Raw genomic sequence first — 14,345 nt, forward strand, 5'->3', positions numbered from 1 at the left:
CCTGCGCAGAAAACTCCTACGTAGCTATGCGTAATGGCTGGTGCCATTTCTCTTTCCCGGCGACGGAACCCAACGGTAAACTCGATTGGCATGTGCGGTAGCCCTCTACCGCCACGGGTTATGGATAACAACAAGGACGCGCTGAGCCGCCGTAGCCACTGCGGTTTACTGCATAAGAGGACGATGCCGTGCCAGATGACAGTTCACGCGACACCTGCGCGGCCCTCGCCCGCGATGAAGACCCGCTCGATGAAGTGCACGTCGGTTATCTGCCCGTGCCGCCGCTGCATCGGCTGATGGAACTGCGCGATGCCCTGGTCGCGCTGAACGGGCCGCTGGGCAGCGACCCTGGGCTGCAGGCCAACCTGCGCAAACGCCTGATCAACGAAGACACCGACAACCGCGTGCTGGGAAAGCTCAATAGCCCCATCCCGCCTTGATCGCACCGTGCTTCACTCCATTATTTTTGTAGGTGAGCCTCATTAATATGCATTGGCGCGACGGGGGCTGACGCGGCACACTGCGCAGGTTCCTTCCCCCAAATGTTGGAACTTTCAAAGGGCTTTTCCGGGCAACCAGACAAGCCTTTTTTTTGCCTGCCGTTTATGGATTGCCTTTCGATGCTTGCTCGCTGGTTACCTGCTGCTATCAACACCCGCCCCACAGAATGGAGCCGTGCCGCCATTGGCATGGCCCTGGGTACGCTGTTCAGTGTCTGGCTGTGTGCCCAGGTATTTGGCATGGAGGTGGCGCTGCATTTACTCGGCCCCCTGGGGGCGTCTGCCGTGTTGTTGTTTGCGGTGTCATCCGGCGCGCTGGCGCAGCCCTGGTCGATCATCGGCAGCTACCTGTGCGCCGGGGTGGTGGCCTTGCTCGTGGCTCGCGTGCTCGGGCGTACGCTGGGTGGCTCATGCCTGGCGGCCGGCATGGCCGTGGTGCTGATGTGCTGGCTGCGCTGCCTGCACCCACCGGCCGGTGGCCTAGCCATGACCCTGGTACTTGCCGACCCCGCCTCCGCCGCGTTGGGCTGGCATGAGTTGGGCGCCGTGCTGCTCGGTGCCGGCGCGCTGTTGACCTGCGCGCTGGCCTACAACAACGCCACACGCACCCGCTACCCCAAGGGCGCAGCGCAAGCCCCGGCGGTCATCCTGCCTGTCGCGAAGGCCGGTCCAGACCCTGCCATCACCGCTGCCGACCTGAAACTGGCACTGGCCGACATGGAACAGTTCTACGACGTGGCCCCCACGGAGCTGGAGCAACTGATCCACGCCGCCGAAGGCCACGCCAGGCGCCGCAGCATCGGTGAGGTGCTGGCCAGCCGGGCACCCTGAGCCGGGGTTCAACCTGCTGCATAAATGCAACAACGACCTGCACGATTCCGGGTTGTACGGGGCAAATTTGCACTGGTACGATCAGGCGATGGTTCGTCCGCGAACATCTAGATAAAGAACAATAAAAGCAGGGAGTTACAGATGACTGCTCAGGTTTCATCCCAAGCAAGCAGCGCCGATGTACCGCAGCACGACGTACTGGCCCACGTGCGTAACCATATTGGCCACCTGACCCTCAACCGCCCCGCCGGGCTCAATGCCATTACCCTGGGCATGGTGCGCAGCCTGACGCAGCAGTTGCAGGCCTGGGCTGACGACCCCGAGGTGCACGCCGTGGTCCTGCGCGGTGCCGGCGAAAAGGCCTTCTGTGCCGGCGGCGACATCCGCTCCCTCTACGACAGCTTCAAACACGGCGACAGCCTGCACCAGGATTTCTTCGTCGAAGAATATGCCCTGGACCTGGCCATCCATCATTACCGCAAACCCGTACTGGCACTGATGGACGGGTTTGTCCTGGGCGGCGGCATGGGCCTGGCGCAAGGCGCGGATCTGCGCGTGGTCACCGAACGCAGCCGCCTGGCCATGCCCGAAGTTGCGATCGGGTATTTCCCGGACGTCGGTGGCAGTTATTTCCTGCCGCGCATTCCCGGCGAGCTGGGGATTTATCTCGGCGTCACCGGCGTGCAGATCCGCGCGGCCGACGCGCTGTACTGCGGCCTGGCGGACTGGTACCTAGACAGTCATAAACTCCAGGCCCTGGACCACGCGCTCGACCACCTGCACTGGCACGAGTCGCCCCTCAAGGATTTGCAGGGTGCACTCGCCAAACTGGCCGTGCAGCAGCTGCCCGACGCGCCGTTGGCGGCCCTGCGCCCGGCCATCGACCATTTCTTCGCCCTGCCCGATGTGCCCAGCATCGTCGAACAACTGCAGCAAGTCACCGTTGCCGACAGCCATGAATGGGCTCTCAACACGGCCCACCTCATGCAGACCCGCTCGCCCCTGGCCATGGCCGTGACCCTGGAAATGCTGCGACGCGGCCGTCGCCTGCCGCTGGAACGCTGCTTTGCCCTGGAGCTGCACCTGGACCATCAATGGTTCGAGCGTGGCGACCTGATTGAAGGGGTTCGCGCGCTGATCATCGACAAGGACAAGCTCCCGCGCTGGAACCCGCCGACGCTCCATGGGCTGGACAACACCCATGTCGACAGCTTCTTCCATAACTTCGAGCAGGTTGCGAACTAAATCATGCAAGACATTGAATACACAGAAGAACAAGTAATGATCCGCGACATGGCACGCGACTTCGCGCGGGGCGAGATCGCGCCCCACGCCCAGGCCTGGGAGAAAGCCGGCTGGATCGACGACGCGCTGGTGGCGAAGATGGGCGAACTCGGCCTGCTGGGCATGGTGGTGCCCGAAGAATGGGGCGGCACCTATGTCGACTACGTGGCCTATGCGCTGGCGGTTGAAGAGATTTCAGCCGGCGATGGCGCCACGGGTGCGCTGATGAGTATCCATAATTCAGTCGGTTGCGGGCCGATTCTCAACTACGGCAGCGATGCGCAGAAACACACCTGGCTGGCTGACCTCGCCAGCGGCCAGGCGATTGGCTGCTTCTGCCTGACCGAGCCGCAGGCCGGTTCCGAAGCCCACAACCTGCGCACTCGCGCCGAGCTGCACGACGGCCAGTGGGTGATCAATGGCGCCAAGCAATTTGTCAGCAATGGCAAGCGCGCCAAGCTGGCGATCGTATTTGCCGTAACCGACCCGGCCCTGGGCAAGAAAGGCCTCTCGGCGTTCCTGGTGCCTACCGACACCCCGGGCTTTGTGGTCGACCGCACCGAACACAAGATGGGCATTCGCGCGTCGGACACCTGCGCCGTCACCCTCAACCAGTGCACAGTGCCCGAGGCCAACCTGTTGGGTGAGCGTGGCAAAGGCCTGGCTATCGCCCTGTCGAACCTGGAGGGCGGGCGCATCGGTATTGCGGCCCAGGCACTGGGTATCGCCCGAGCGGCGTTTGAGGCCGCGTTGGCCTATGCGCGCGAACGGGTGCAGTTCGACAAGGCAATTATCGAGCACCAGAGCGTGGCCAACCTGCTGGCGGATATGCAAACCCGCTTGAATGCTGCGCGCCTGCTGATCCTGCACGCCGCGCGCCTGCGGTCGGCGGGCAAGCCATGTTTGTCGGAGGCGTCACAGGCCAAGCTGTTTGCTTCGGAAATGGCGGAGAAGGTTTGTTCTTCAGCGATGCAGATTCATGGGGGGTATGGGTATTTGGAGGATTATCCGGTGGAGCGTTACTACCGGGATGCGCGGATTACGCAGATTTATGAGGGGACTAGTGAGATTCAGCGGATGGTGATTGCTCGGGAGTTGAGGAATTATCAGCTTTGATGGGGGGGTATATCCGTTATTTGGGTGATGGCTGATATTGGTTCCGCCCTTACGGCGGGTCACTTTGGAAAAGAGCCCCAAAGTAACCAAAGGGCTCTTGCCCCAACACTCGGCACCTCGCTCATGCTCGGTGTGCCCTCACTCCGGCTTTGGAGCGTGGGCCGCCGCGATGGGCCATCCTTGGCCCAGCGCGGCTAACCCGGCGTCCTGCCGGGTTGCCCACGCTCCAAAGCCTGCGTTCGGCCAGCGTGTTTTGATGGGGCGTCTAAGATCAAGATCACGATCAAAAGCTTCAGATCAAAAGATCGCTGACTTCGTCAGCGCAAAGGATGTAAGGGCCGGATCAAAAACACAGACAAGCGAGGCGGCCTGGCAGCCGACCTGATCCTTGAGGCCGTACTCGGTTCAAATGTGGGAGGGGGCTTGCTCCCGATAGCGGTGTGTCAGCCAATGCATCTGTGACTGACCCACTGCTATCGGGCGCAAGCCCCCTCCCACATTTTGACCGCAATCAACAGACGTAACTCCGGTCAGGTTCAAGGCGCCAAGCCAGCCCACAAACCGCGCTTTTGCTCTACAGTCTGCGGGCGGGCACGCCGAAGCGTGAGCGAGGTGCCGAGTGATGGGGCAAGAGCCTTTTGGTTACTTTTGGGCTCTTTTCAAAAGGGATCCGCTGTAAGAGCGGGAACCATATCAGCCGTTACCCAAACACCGACTAAAACCCTATCTGTCCTTAAACTCCGCCGCCCGCTTGCCCACAAACGCCGCCATGCCTTCCTTCTGATCCTGCGTCGCAAACGCGGCATGGAATACCCGGCGCTCAAAGCGCACGCCTTCCGACAGGCTCACTTCAAACGCGCGGTTCACGCTCTCCTTGACCATCATGCTGATCGGCACCGACTTGCCGGCAATCAGCGTGGCGACCTTCAAGGCCTCTTCCAGCAACTCATCGGCCGGCACGATGCGCGCCACAATCCCGCAGCGCTCGGCTTCCACCGCATCGATAAAACGCCCGGTCAGGCACATTTCCATGGCCTTGGCCTTGCCTACCGCGCGGGTCAGGCGCTGGGTGCCGCCCATGCCCGGCAGCACGCCGAGGTTGATTTCCGGCTGGCCGAACTTGGCGCCGTCACCGGCCAGAATAAAGTCGCACATCAATGCCAGCTCGCAGCCGCCGCCCAAGGCGAAGCCGTTAACCGCGGCAATGATCGGCTTACGCCGGTTGGCCACGCGGTCGCTGTCGCTGAACAGGTCGTCCAGGTAGATCTGCGGGTAGGTCAGCTCGGCCATTTCCTTGATATCGGCGCCGGCGGCGAAGGCTTTTTTCGAGCCGGTCAACACGATGCAGCCGATGTTCGGGTCGGCTTCCAGGCCGTCCAACGCCTGGTTCAACTCGCTGACCAGTTGCGCATTCAGCGCGTTCAGCGCCTGCGGGCGATTCAGGGTAATCAGCCCGACGCGGCCCTGCACTTCGAGCAAAAGGGTGTCGTAACTCATGTATCGGCTCCTTAAAGATTGCGTGAAATGACCATGCGCTGAATATCGCTGGTGCCTTCGTAAATCTGGCAGACCCGCACATCGCGGTAGATCCGCTCCAGGGGGAAGTCGCTCAGGTAACCGTAACCGCCCAGGGTTTGCAAGGCGGCCGAACAGACTTTTTCGGCCATTTCCGAGGCGAACAGCTTAGCCATCGAAGCTTCCACCAACGCCGGCTTGCCGCTGTCGCGCAGCGCGGCGGCGTAATGCACCATCTGCCGTGCGACCGCAATTTGCGTGGCCATGTCGGCCAGGCGAAACGCAACAGCCTGGTGCTCGATCAGCGGTTTGCCGAAGCTTTCGCGTTCGCGGGCGTAGTCGCGGGCGGCTTCAAAGGCGGCGCGCGCCATGCCGACCGACTGCGACGCGATGCCCACGCGCCCCCCTTCCAGGTTGGCCAGGGCGATCTTGTAGCCTTCGCCCTCCTCGCCCAGGCGGTTGGCGACGGGCACCTTCACATCCTCAAACAGGATCTGGCAGGTATCGGACGCGTGCTGGCCGAGTTTGTCTTCAACCCGCGCCACGGTGTAGCCCGGCGCGTCGGTGGGCACGATAAATGCGCTGATCCCGCGCTTGCCCGCTGACGGGTCGGTCACGGCAAACACGATCACCACGCCGGCGTTCTGCCCGGAGGTAATAAATTGCTTGCAGCCATTCAGTACGTAGTGGTCGCCCTCAAGGCGCGCGCGGGTTTTCAGGCTGCTGGCATCGGAGCCGGCTTGCGGCTCGGTCAGTGCAAATGCGCCGAGCATGGCGCCACTGGCCAGCGGCTTGAGGAATTGCTCTTTCTGCTGGTCGTTGCCGAAGGTCAGGATGGGCACGCAGCCCACCGAGTTATGCACGCTCATGATGGTCGAGCAGGCGCCATCACCGGCGGCGACTTCTTCCAGCGCCATGGCGTAGGCCAGGTAGCCGGTGTCGCATCCGCCCCACTGTTCCGGCACCAACATGCCGAAAAAACCCAGCTCGGCCATTTCGCCGATGGCTTGCTTGGGAAAACGGTGCTCGCGGTCCCATTCGGCGGCGAATGGTTTGAGGCGTTCCTGGGCAAATTGCCGGGCCGCCTCGCTGATTTGCAGTTGTTCGTCATTGGGCAGCATAAAACATCCTTAATACAGGCATTCAACGGCCATGGCGGTGGCTTCGCCGCCACCGATACAGATGGCGGCAACGCCACGCTTGAGACCTTTCTGGCGCAGCGCGGACAGCAACGTCACCACAATCCGCGCGCCGGACGCGCCAATCGGGTGACCCAGCGCGCAGGCGCCGCCGTGCACGTTGACCTTGGCGTGAGGGATTTCCAGCTTGCTCATGGTCACCAGGCTGACCACCGCGAAAGCTTCGTTGATTTCGAACAGGTCGACGTCGTTGAGCGTCCAGCCGGTCTTGCTCATCAGCGTGCGGATTGCACCCACCGGCGCCACGGGGAACAGCCCAGGCTCATCGGCGAATGCTGCATGCCCGCGGATCACCGCCAGCGGTTTGAGGCCGCGCTTGTGCGCCTCGGACTCACGCATCAGCAACAAGGCCGCCGCACCGTCGGAAATTGAACTGGAGTTGGCCGCCGTCACAGTGCCGCCTTCGCGGAACGCCGGTTTCAGGCTGCCGATCTTGTCCAGCCTGGCCTTGGGCGGCTGTTCGTCGTGCAGCACGGTTTTCTGTTCCTTCCCGACAGTGACCTGTACCGGGACGATCTCGGCGGCGAAGCTGCCGTGGCTGATGGCATCCTGTGCGCGGGTCAGGGAGGCGACGGCGAACGCATCCTGGGCTTCGCGGCTAAAGCCATTCAGGCCGGCGCAGTCTTCGGCAAAGGTGCCCATCAGGCGGCCTTTGTCGTAGGCGTCTTCCAGGCCGTCGAGGAACATATGGTCGAGCACCCGGCCGTGGCCCATGCGGTAGCCGCTGCGTGCGCGATCGAGCAGATAAGGCGCGTTGGACATGCTTTCCATGCCGCCGGCGATGACCACGTCGACACTGCCGGCCAACAGCGCGTCATGGGCGAGGATGGCGGCCTGCATGCCCGAGCCGCACATCTTGTTGAGCGTGGTGCAGCGCGTCGCCATGTCCAGCCCGGCGCCCAGTGCGGCTTGCCGTGCCGGGGCCTGGCCGAGGCCTGCGGGCAGTACGCAGCCGAACAGCACTTCGTCCACCGCATCGGCGGCAATGCCGGCCCGCTCCACGGCGGCGCGTATCGCGGCGGAGCCCAGTTGTGGCGCGGTCAGGCTTTTGAGGTCGCCCTGGAAGCCGCCCATGGGCGTGCGCACGGCGCTGACAATCACGATGGGATCAGTCATGGGGCAATCTCCTTACTTGGCAGCCATGCGCAAGGCACCGTCGAGACGGATCACCTCGCCATTAAGCATGCTGTTTTCGATGATGTGCCGCACCAGCGCGGCGTATTCACCGGGTTTGCCCAGGCGCGGCGGAAATGGCACGCCAGCCGCCAGCGAATCGCGCACTTGCGGGGTCATGCCGGCCATCATCGGGGTTTCGAAAATGCCCGGGGCGATGGTCATCACGCGAATACCAAAGCGCGCCAGCTCACGGGCGGCGGGCAGCGTGAGACTGGCAATTGCGCCTTTGGAGGCCGCATAGGCCGCCTGGCCGATCTGCCCGTCAAACGCGGCCACCGAAGCGGTGTTGATGATCACGCCGCGCTCGCCATCGGCACTTGCCTCGGTTTCAGCAATGGCCGCTGCGGCCAGGCGCAGCAGGTTGAAGCTGCCGATCAGGTTGACGTTGATCACCTGGGCGAAGTTTGCCAACCCATGAGGGCCGTTTTTGCCGAGGATCTTTTCACCGCGCACGATACCGGCGCAGTTCACCAGCCCATGCAGGCCACCAAAGGCCGCTACGGTAGCCTGTACCGCCGCTTCAGCAGCGGCTTCCTGGCTGATATCCGCCACGGCGCTGCGGGCATTCTCGCCCAGCTGCTTGGCCTTGGCCGCCACCGCATCGGCGTTCAGGTCTACCAGCATCACCTTGGCACCGGCCCCAACCAACATGTCAGCGGTGGCCGCACCGAGGCCCGACGCGCCGCCGCTGACCAGGAATACCTTGTTTTCAATCTGCATTATTATTGTGTCCTTGACGTGAACTGTGCCCGAATCGGCGAAATAGTCGCCCCCGCGCGCGACAGCGGCAATGGTCAAAGCCTTCAATATAGCTGACTGGTTTGGCCAATCATCGACGCGGCTGATCAGCCGGTCAGCCCAAGCGATTGGACGGCGTTGGCATCAGCTTCTAACCTGAGGGCCTGCGCCACCTGAGAAGCCCCGCCCCGCCATGATCGTGCGTCCCAAACCCAACTTGCTGGGCATCCTGTTTTCCCTCAAAGGCTCGATTGCCAAGCGCATTGCTTTGCGCAGCTTGCTGGTCACGCTGCTGGCCTCGGTGATCGTGTTGGTGGAAACCCTGCACCCGGCGTATTTCTCCAAGGTCAACGCCACGCCCTTCACGCTGCTCGGGTTGTCGCTGTCGATCTTCATGAGCTTTCGCAACAACGCCTGCTATGACCGCTGGTGGGAAGGCCGCAAGCAATTGGGGCAGATGATCATCGATGTGCGCTCGCTGATTCGTGAAACCCAGCTACTCACAGACCCGCTCGAACGCGCCAATCTGCTGCGCGCGCTGTGTGGGTTTGCCCACGGCCTGATTGCGCGCCTGCGCCATGAAGACGAAGCGCGGGCAATCGCGCCTTGGGCGGAGGTGGAGCCTCAGCATCCCAACCTGCCCGACAAGGTCTTGCAACAAGTGGGCGCGCGCTTTTCTGTGTTGACCGAGCTAGGCGTACTCAGCGAATGGCGCTACACCCAGCTGGAAGCCCGGCTGGTCAGCCTCAGCCAGGTCCAGGCGTCGTGCGAGCGGATCAAGACTACGCCGCTGCCCTTCCCCTATACCCTGCTGCTGCACCGCACCATCTACCTGTTCTGCATTCTTCTGCCGTTTGCCATGGCCGAACCACTGGGATGGCTGACACCGGTGTTTACCGCCATCGTCAGCTACACCTTCTTTGGCCTGGATGAAATCGGCGATGACCTCGAAGACCCGTTCGGCTTCGATGAAAACGACCTGCCCTGCAACGCCTTGCTGCGTACCCTGGAGCGCGAAGTGCGCGCCGCGCTCGGCGAAACCGACTTGCCGCCGGCCTTGGAACCGGTGGATTACGTGCTGACCTGAAGCCGGTTTGACACCTGCCCTGGTCTGACCGAAGCTGATGGCTTTGCTCTAGCTGCTCAAGCTTTCGGACGCCTGCATGTCAAAGTCACGCCGTTACTCCATCGTCGGCCTGTGCGCCCTGTTGTTGATTGTGCTGATCACCTGGTATTTCTCCCGCGCGACCCCGGTCGCCGTGCCTGCTGCCATCGCCCATGGTTATGCAAAAGCCTTGAAACAGGCGCATAACGGTGAGCCTGGCGCGGCGCGCGTGCTGTATCAGCAGTTGGGCCGCCAGGATTTGTCCCCTGAACGCCGTGCCGCGTTGCACGTCGAGTTGCCCAACTACCCGAGCCCCCAGGCGCTGAAGCTGGCCGACAAAGACCTGACGAGTGAGTCGCCGCAGGTACGCGAGGCCGCGATCCATAGCATCGTCGGCCTGGTGCCCACCGGCCAGCGCACGCTGTTGCTCGGCCCGGTACTGGAAGACCCCGACCAGAACGTACGCTTTGCCGCCGCCAATGCCTTGCTCGGGCTTTCCCCCGACACCCTGGGGCTGTACTTCGGCCCACTGCAACAGGTGCTGGATGAGTTCGTGAAAACCCTCAAAGCGCAGCCGGAAACCGCCGAAGGCTGGATTCAACTGGCGCGCCTGTACATCCACAGCGCGCTGCTGCCCGAGGCGCAGAATGCCCTGGAACAGGCCATGCGCCTGCAACCGGACAACCTGCAAGCCGGGGTCGCGCAGATCGAGTTACTGGATAAACAAGGCAAGACCGACGAGTCCCGCCAGTTGCTGGCGCGGCAGTTGGCGGCGCACCCCGAGTCCGCCTACCTGCAGCACGCCCTCGGCCTGTGGCTGCTGCACCATGGCGAGCGCCCTTATGCGCTGCTTGGCCTGTCCAAGGCGGTGGAGCTTGAGCCGGACGACCAGGATTATCGCTACGACCTGGCCACCACCCTGCACGCCCAGCAGGAACTGGAAGCCGCCCAGCGCCAACTCGAAGAAATCCTCCAGCGCCACCCGGCCAATCGCAAGGCACGCGTGCTGCTGATCAACTATTGGAAAGAAAGCGGCCAACTGCAGAATGTGCAGGTGCTGCTGGCCCAGCTCGAGCAGCAGAACCCCGACGATCCTGCGCTGCAACAAGGCCTGTAGACGCGCCCTGCGGGCATTTTGGGGGAAAGGTTGAACCGTGGCACAGCGCTACGGTCAAGAGAACATGGCGCGTCCACTTGGCCGCGCATCCTCTACTCGCATGTGACCTGAGGGCACTTCTTGTCTACATCCAACGCGCAGTTATCCGAAAAAGCGGCCACCGGCATCGAAGGTCTTGATGACATTCTTTCCGGGGGGCTTTCGCGTAGCCATCTGTTCCTGCTGGAAGGCGAACCTGGCACCGGTAAAACCACCGTCGCTCTGCATTTCCTGCAGGCCGGCGCGAAAGACGGCGAGCGATCGCTGTACATCACGCTGTCTGAAACCGAACGCGAGTTGCGCCAGGGTGCCAAGTCCCATGGGTGGGACCTGGACGACAATATCCATATTTTCGAGCTGACCCCGCCGGAGAGCCTGCTCGACGCCGAGCACCAGCAAAGCCTGCTGTACTCCTCCGACCTTGAACTGGGCGAGGCCACGCGGCAGATTTTCGAGGTGGTGGAGCGGGTCAAGCCGACCCGTGTAGTCATCGACAGCCTCTCGGAAATCCGCCTGCTGGCGCAAAGCTCGCTGCGCTATCGCCGGCAGATCCTGGCGATCAAGCATTACTTCGTGCGCTACGACGCCACGGTGCTGCTGCTGGACGACCTGACCACCGAATCCCTGGATAAAACCGTGCACAGCGTGGCCCACGGCGTGATCCGCCTGGAAGAACTCACGCCCAACTACGGTGCCGAACGCCGCCGGGTGCGGGTGGTGAAATACCGTGGCCAGAAGTATCGCGGCGGCTTCCACGATTTCACCATCATGCACGGCGGTGTACACGTGTTCCCCCGCCTGGTGGCGGCCGAGCACCGTGGCGGCTACGTGCGCCAGACCCTGAGCAGCGGCATTCGGGAAATGGATGCGTTGATGGGTGGTGGCGTCGAAACCGGCTCCAGCAGCCTGATCCTCGGCCCGGCCGGTACCGGCAAATCGCTGATCTCGATGATCTTTGCCGCCGCCGCCGTGGCGCGGGGTGAAAAGGCCGCACTGTTTATCTTCGACGAAGAGCTGGGCTTGCTGTTCGAGCGCATGAAAAACATGGGCATCGACCTTGAAGCGCTACAGGAGACCGGCAACCTGCTGATCGAGCAGGTGGATGCCGCCGAGCTGTCCCCCGGCGAGTTCTCACACCGCGTACGCCGTTGCGTCGACGAGCGCGGGATCAAAACCGTGGTCATCGACAGCATCAATGGCTACCAGGCCGCCATGCCGGAAGAGAACGCGCTGATCCTGCACATGCACGAACTGTTGCTGTATCTCAACCGCCGCGGTGCCGCGACCTTCATGACCGTCGCGCAGCACGGCCTGGTCGGCGATATGCAGGCCCCGGTCGACATCACTTACCTTGCCGACACTGTGATTCTGCTGCGTTACTTCGAGGCCCTCGGCAAGGTACGCCGTGCGATTTCGATCATCAAGAAACGCACCGGCTCCCACGAGTCCTCTATCCGTGAATACCGCATCAGCAGCCGTGGCCTCACGGTCGGCGAACCACTGGACAACTTCCAGGGCGTATTGCGCGGGATCCCGACCTACATGGGCGCCGGCTCCCCTCTGCTCAAGGATGAGGGATAGTGCCCAGCCTTCCCGGCGTTTCCGAACGCGCAATCATCCTGGCGCCCTTGGGGCGTGACGGCACGCTGGCACTGATGATGCTTAACGAAGCGGGCTACAACGGTATTGTCGCCAGTAACCTGACGATGCTGTGCGAGGCGCTGGAACACGGCGCCGGCCTGCTGATCATTGCCGCCGAAGCGTTGCGCGGCGTCGACCTGGAGCCGCTGCTGGAGCACTTGCACCAGCAGCCAGCCTGGTCGGACTTGCCCATCGTACTGATGACGCACCATGGTGGCAGCGAGCAGAACGGCTCGTCCCACCTCAGCGGCCTGCTGGGCAACGTGACGTTCCTGGAGCGCCCTTTCCACCCGATCACCTTGATCAGCCTGGTCAGCGCCGCCCTGCGGGGCCGGCGCAGGCAATACGAAGCCCGCGACCGCCTGATCGACTTGAGTGAAAGCGAACTGCGCCTGCAACGCACCCTGGAAACCCTGGAGCAGCAGGTCGAGGAGCGCACCGCGCAATTGCGCCACAACGAAGAAGCCCTGCGCCAATCCCAGAAAATGGAGGCCGTCGGCCAATTGACCGGCGGCATCGCCCATGACTTCAACAACATGCTCACCGGGATCATCGGCAGCCTCGAACTGCTGCGCCGCCGCGTATCCCGTGGCAAGTTGGACGACCTCGACGGCCTGATCGACTTGGGCGTCACCTCGGCCAACCGCGCCGCCGGCCTCACCCACCGCCTGCTGGCCTTCTCGCGCCGCCAGTCGCTGGACTCCAAGTCGGTCAACCTCAATGAGCTGGTCACCTCCATGGGCGAGCTGCTGCAACGCAGCATCAACGAAAGTATCACCCTGCAAATGCGCCTCGCCGACCAGCTGTGGTCGGCCGAGGCCGACCCCAACCAGTTGGAAAGTGCCCTGCTCAACCTGGTCATCAATGCCCGCGATGCCATGCCCAGTGGCGGCAAGTTGGTGGTGGAAACCACCAATCGGCGCCTGGACAACGTCTTCACCGCCGCCTATGGCACCCTCACCCCCGGCGACTACGTGGAGCTGAGCGTCAGCGATAACGGTTGCGGCATACCAGAGAGCGTCATCGGGCGGGTGTTCGACCCCTTCTTCACCACCAAACCCATCGGCCAGGGTACCGGCCTGGGCTTGTCGATGATTTACGGTTTCGCGCGCCAGTCCCATGGCCATGTGACCATCCACAGTGAAGTGGGCAAGGGCACCACGGTGAGCCTGTTTCTGCCGCGCTTTGTTGGCGAGCTTACCGCCGATGTGCGTCTGGACCCTGCCCTGCTGCCATTCGCCAACGCCGGCGAAACCGTGCTGATCGTCGAGGACGATCCGGCGGTACGGGTACTGGTGAGCCAGGTGCTGAGCGAACTGGGCTACGCCTTTGTCGAAGCCGGTGATGCCGACAGCGCGCTGCCGATCATCGAGTCCAGCCAACGCATCGACCTGATGATCAGCGATGTGGGCTTACCGGGCATGAACGGGCGGCAACTGGCGGAGATCGGCCGGCAGATTCGCCCCGACCTCAAGGTGTTGTTCATCACCGGGTACGCCGAGCATGCGGCCGTGCGCGGTGGCTTCCTCGACCCTGGCATGCAACTGATCACCAAGCCGTTCACCTTTGAGTTGTTGACGGCCAAGGTGCGCGAGATGATCAGAAACTAGGGCTGCCAGGCAGCCCTAGGGTTTTACGCCAACAAGCGCTGGATATGCTCTTGCAGCGTGTCCAGGTCAAACGGCTTGGCCAGGATCGGCGCGTTGCGCGTGATCGGGCTGTTGCAGTCGAGGATTTCCTGCGGATAGCCGCTGATAAAAATCACTTTCAGTTCCGGGCGTACCTTGAGCGCCGGTTCAGCGATCTGCACCCCGGAAATCCCGCCGGGCAGGCGGTAATCGGTAACCATCAGGTCCAGGTGCGGCTTGGTGGCGAGGATTTCGAAGGCTTCCTTGCCATTGATCGCCTTCAAGACGCGATACCCCAGACCCGCCAGGTACTCACCCAGCACGAACATAATGGATTCGTCGTCCTCGACGATCAGAACGACATCTTGTGCATCTTCACTCATGGGAAGCCTTTGTCCGGTCATTAGCTGCAATTACGACCATGGGGTCACGCAGAGGTTGCGTCGGGGCGACGAT

13 protein-coding genes are annotated in these 14,345 nt (G+C 62.6%); 8 read left to right on the plus strand and 5 right to left on the minus strand.

The annotated features are described in order from the left end of the window. The first annotated feature begins 188 nt into the window (after positions 1 to 188). From GIW02_RS27275 to GIW02_RS12610, 4 genes are all read left to right on the plus strand, one after another. Positions 189 to 440, plus strand: coding sequence for a type VI secretion system contractile sheath small subunit (locus GIW02_RS27275; RefSeq protein ID WP_456361662.1), 252 nt, complete (start codon positions 189 to 191; stop codon positions 438 to 440). Positions 441 to 620: 180 nt separating this feature from the next. Beyond that, entirely contained in the window at positions 621 to 1,331 is a 711-nt protein-coding gene (locus GIW02_RS12600; protein ID WP_236416081.1) for an HPP family protein, read from the plus strand. A gap of 141 nt (positions 1,332 to 1,472) precedes the next feature. Then, the gene (locus tag GIW02_RS12605) at positions 1,473 to 2,576 is read left to right on the plus strand and encodes an enoyl-CoA hydratase/isomerase family protein (protein ID WP_236416083.1); all 1,104 of its coding nucleotides are present in this window, start codon (positions 1,473 to 1,475) and stop codon (positions 2,574 to 2,576) included. Between the two features lie 3 nt (positions 2,577 to 2,579). After that, positions 2,580 to 3,731, plus strand: coding sequence for an acyl-CoA dehydrogenase family protein (locus GIW02_RS12610; protein WP_236416086.1), 1,152 nt, complete (start codon positions 2,580 to 2,582; stop codon positions 3,729 to 3,731). A gap of 723 nt (positions 3,732 to 4,454) precedes the next feature. Here the strand turns inward: GIW02_RS12610 and GIW02_RS12615 are convergent. Genes GIW02_RS12615 through GIW02_RS12630 form a run of 4 tightly spaced genes read right to left on the minus strand, consistent with a single transcriptional unit; the run spans position 4,455 to position 8,341 of the window. Further along, positions 4,455 to 5,228: an enoyl-CoA hydratase gene (locus tag GIW02_RS12615; RefSeq protein WP_236416087.1), complete on the minus strand. Its 774-nt coding sequence runs from the start codon at positions 5,226 to 5,228 to the stop codon at positions 4,455 to 4,457. Between the two features lie 11 nt (positions 5,229 to 5,239). Then, a complete protein-coding gene (locus GIW02_RS12620) occupies positions 5,240 to 6,367 on the minus strand; it encodes an acyl-CoA dehydrogenase (RefSeq protein WP_236416099.1) in 1,128 nt (375 codons plus the stop codon). Positions 6,368 to 6,376: 9 nt separating this feature from the next. Then, on the minus strand, positions 6,377 to 7,561 hold the full coding sequence (locus GIW02_RS12625) for an acetyl-CoA C-acyltransferase (protein ID WP_236416102.1): 1,185 nt from the start codon (positions 7,559 to 7,561) through the stop codon (positions 6,377 to 6,379). Between the two features lie 12 nt (positions 7,562 to 7,573). Next, the gene (locus GIW02_RS12630; RefSeq protein ID WP_236416104.1) at positions 7,574 to 8,341 is read right to left on the minus strand and encodes an SDR family NAD(P)-dependent oxidoreductase; all 768 of its coding nucleotides are present in this window, start codon (positions 8,339 to 8,341) and stop codon (positions 7,574 to 7,576) included. A 211-nt stretch (positions 8,342 to 8,552) separates the two neighbouring features. Here GIW02_RS12630 and GIW02_RS12635 point away from each other — a divergent pair, with 211 nt between their 5' ends. From GIW02_RS12635 to GIW02_RS12650, 4 genes are all read left to right on the plus strand, one after another. Further along, positions 8,553 to 9,446 (plus strand): bestrophin family protein, encoded by an 894-nt coding sequence (locus GIW02_RS12635; protein ID WP_236416106.1) that lies wholly within the window; start codon positions 8,553 to 8,555, stop codon positions 9,444 to 9,446. 76 nt (positions 9,447 to 9,522) lie between these two features. Continuing rightward, a complete protein-coding gene (locus tag GIW02_RS12640) occupies positions 9,523 to 10,581 on the plus strand; it encodes a tetratricopeptide repeat protein (RefSeq protein WP_236416108.1) in 1,059 nt (352 codons plus the stop codon). Between the two features lie 120 nt (positions 10,582 to 10,701). Next, positions 10,702 to 12,201: an ATPase domain-containing protein gene (locus GIW02_RS12645; RefSeq protein ID WP_236416126.1), complete on the plus strand. Its 1,500-nt coding sequence runs from the start codon at positions 10,702 to 10,704 to the stop codon at positions 12,199 to 12,201. Further along, on the plus strand, positions 12,201 to 13,871 hold the full coding sequence (locus tag GIW02_RS12650; protein ID WP_236416128.1) for an ATP-binding protein: 1,671 nt from the start codon (positions 12,201 to 12,203) through the stop codon (positions 13,869 to 13,871). The genes GIW02_RS12645 and GIW02_RS12650 overlap by 1 nt, the downstream gene beginning before the upstream one ends. Before the next feature lie 23 nt (positions 13,872 to 13,894). Here GIW02_RS12650 and GIW02_RS12655 read toward each other — a convergent pair whose 3' ends face one another. Then, entirely contained in the window at positions 13,895 to 14,272 is a 378-nt protein-coding gene (locus GIW02_RS12655; protein WP_101270558.1) for a response regulator, read from the minus strand. Positions 14,273 to 14,345 lie beyond the last annotated feature (73 nt).

This window comes from Pseudomonas syringae (genome assembly GCF_021606685.1).
Lineage (GTDB): Bacteria > Pseudomonadota > Gammaproteobacteria > Pseudomonadales > Pseudomonadaceae > Aquipseudomonas > Aquipseudomonas syringae_R.

What these genes read in the sequence shown, in the direction of transcription:
- GIW02_RS12620 (WP_236416099.1), bottom strand. Translation starts at nt 6,367, where the DNA reads ATGCTGCCCAATGACGAACAACTGCAAATCAGCGAGGCGGCCCGGCAA.
- GIW02_RS12605 (WP_236416083.1), top strand. Translation starts at nt 1,473, where the DNA reads ATGACTGCTCAGGTTTCATCCCAAGCAAGCAGCGCCGATGTACCGCAG.
- GIW02_RS12655 (WP_101270558.1), bottom strand. Translation starts at nt 14,272, where the DNA reads ATGAGTGAAGATGCACAAGATGTCGTTCTGATCGTCGAGGACGACGAA.
- GIW02_RS12640 (WP_236416108.1), top strand. Translation starts at nt 9,523, where the DNA reads ATGTCAAAGTCACGCCGTTACTCCATCGTCGGCCTGTGCGCCCTGTTG.
- GIW02_RS12635 (WP_236416106.1), top strand. Translation starts at nt 8,553, where the DNA reads ATGATCGTGCGTCCCAAACCCAACTTGCTGGGCATCCTGTTTTCCCTC.
- GIW02_RS12630 (WP_236416104.1), bottom strand. Translation starts at nt 8,341, where the DNA reads ATGCAGATTGAAAACAAGGTATTCCTGGTCAGCGGCGGCGCGTCGGGC.
- GIW02_RS12600 (WP_236416081.1), top strand. Translation starts at nt 621, where the DNA reads ATGCTTGCTCGCTGGTTACCTGCTGCTATCAACACCCGCCCCACAGAA.
- GIW02_RS12615 (WP_236416087.1), bottom strand. Translation starts at nt 5,228, where the DNA reads ATGAGTTACGACACCCTTTTGCTCGAAGTGCAGGGCCGCGTCGGGCTG.
- GIW02_RS12610 (WP_236416086.1), top strand. Translation starts at nt 2,580, where the DNA reads ATGCAAGACATTGAATACACAGAAGAACAAGTAATGATCCGCGACATG.
- GIW02_RS12625 (WP_236416102.1), bottom strand. Translation starts at nt 7,561, where the DNA reads ATGACTGATCCCATCGTGATTGTCAGCGCCGTGCGCACGCCCATGGGC.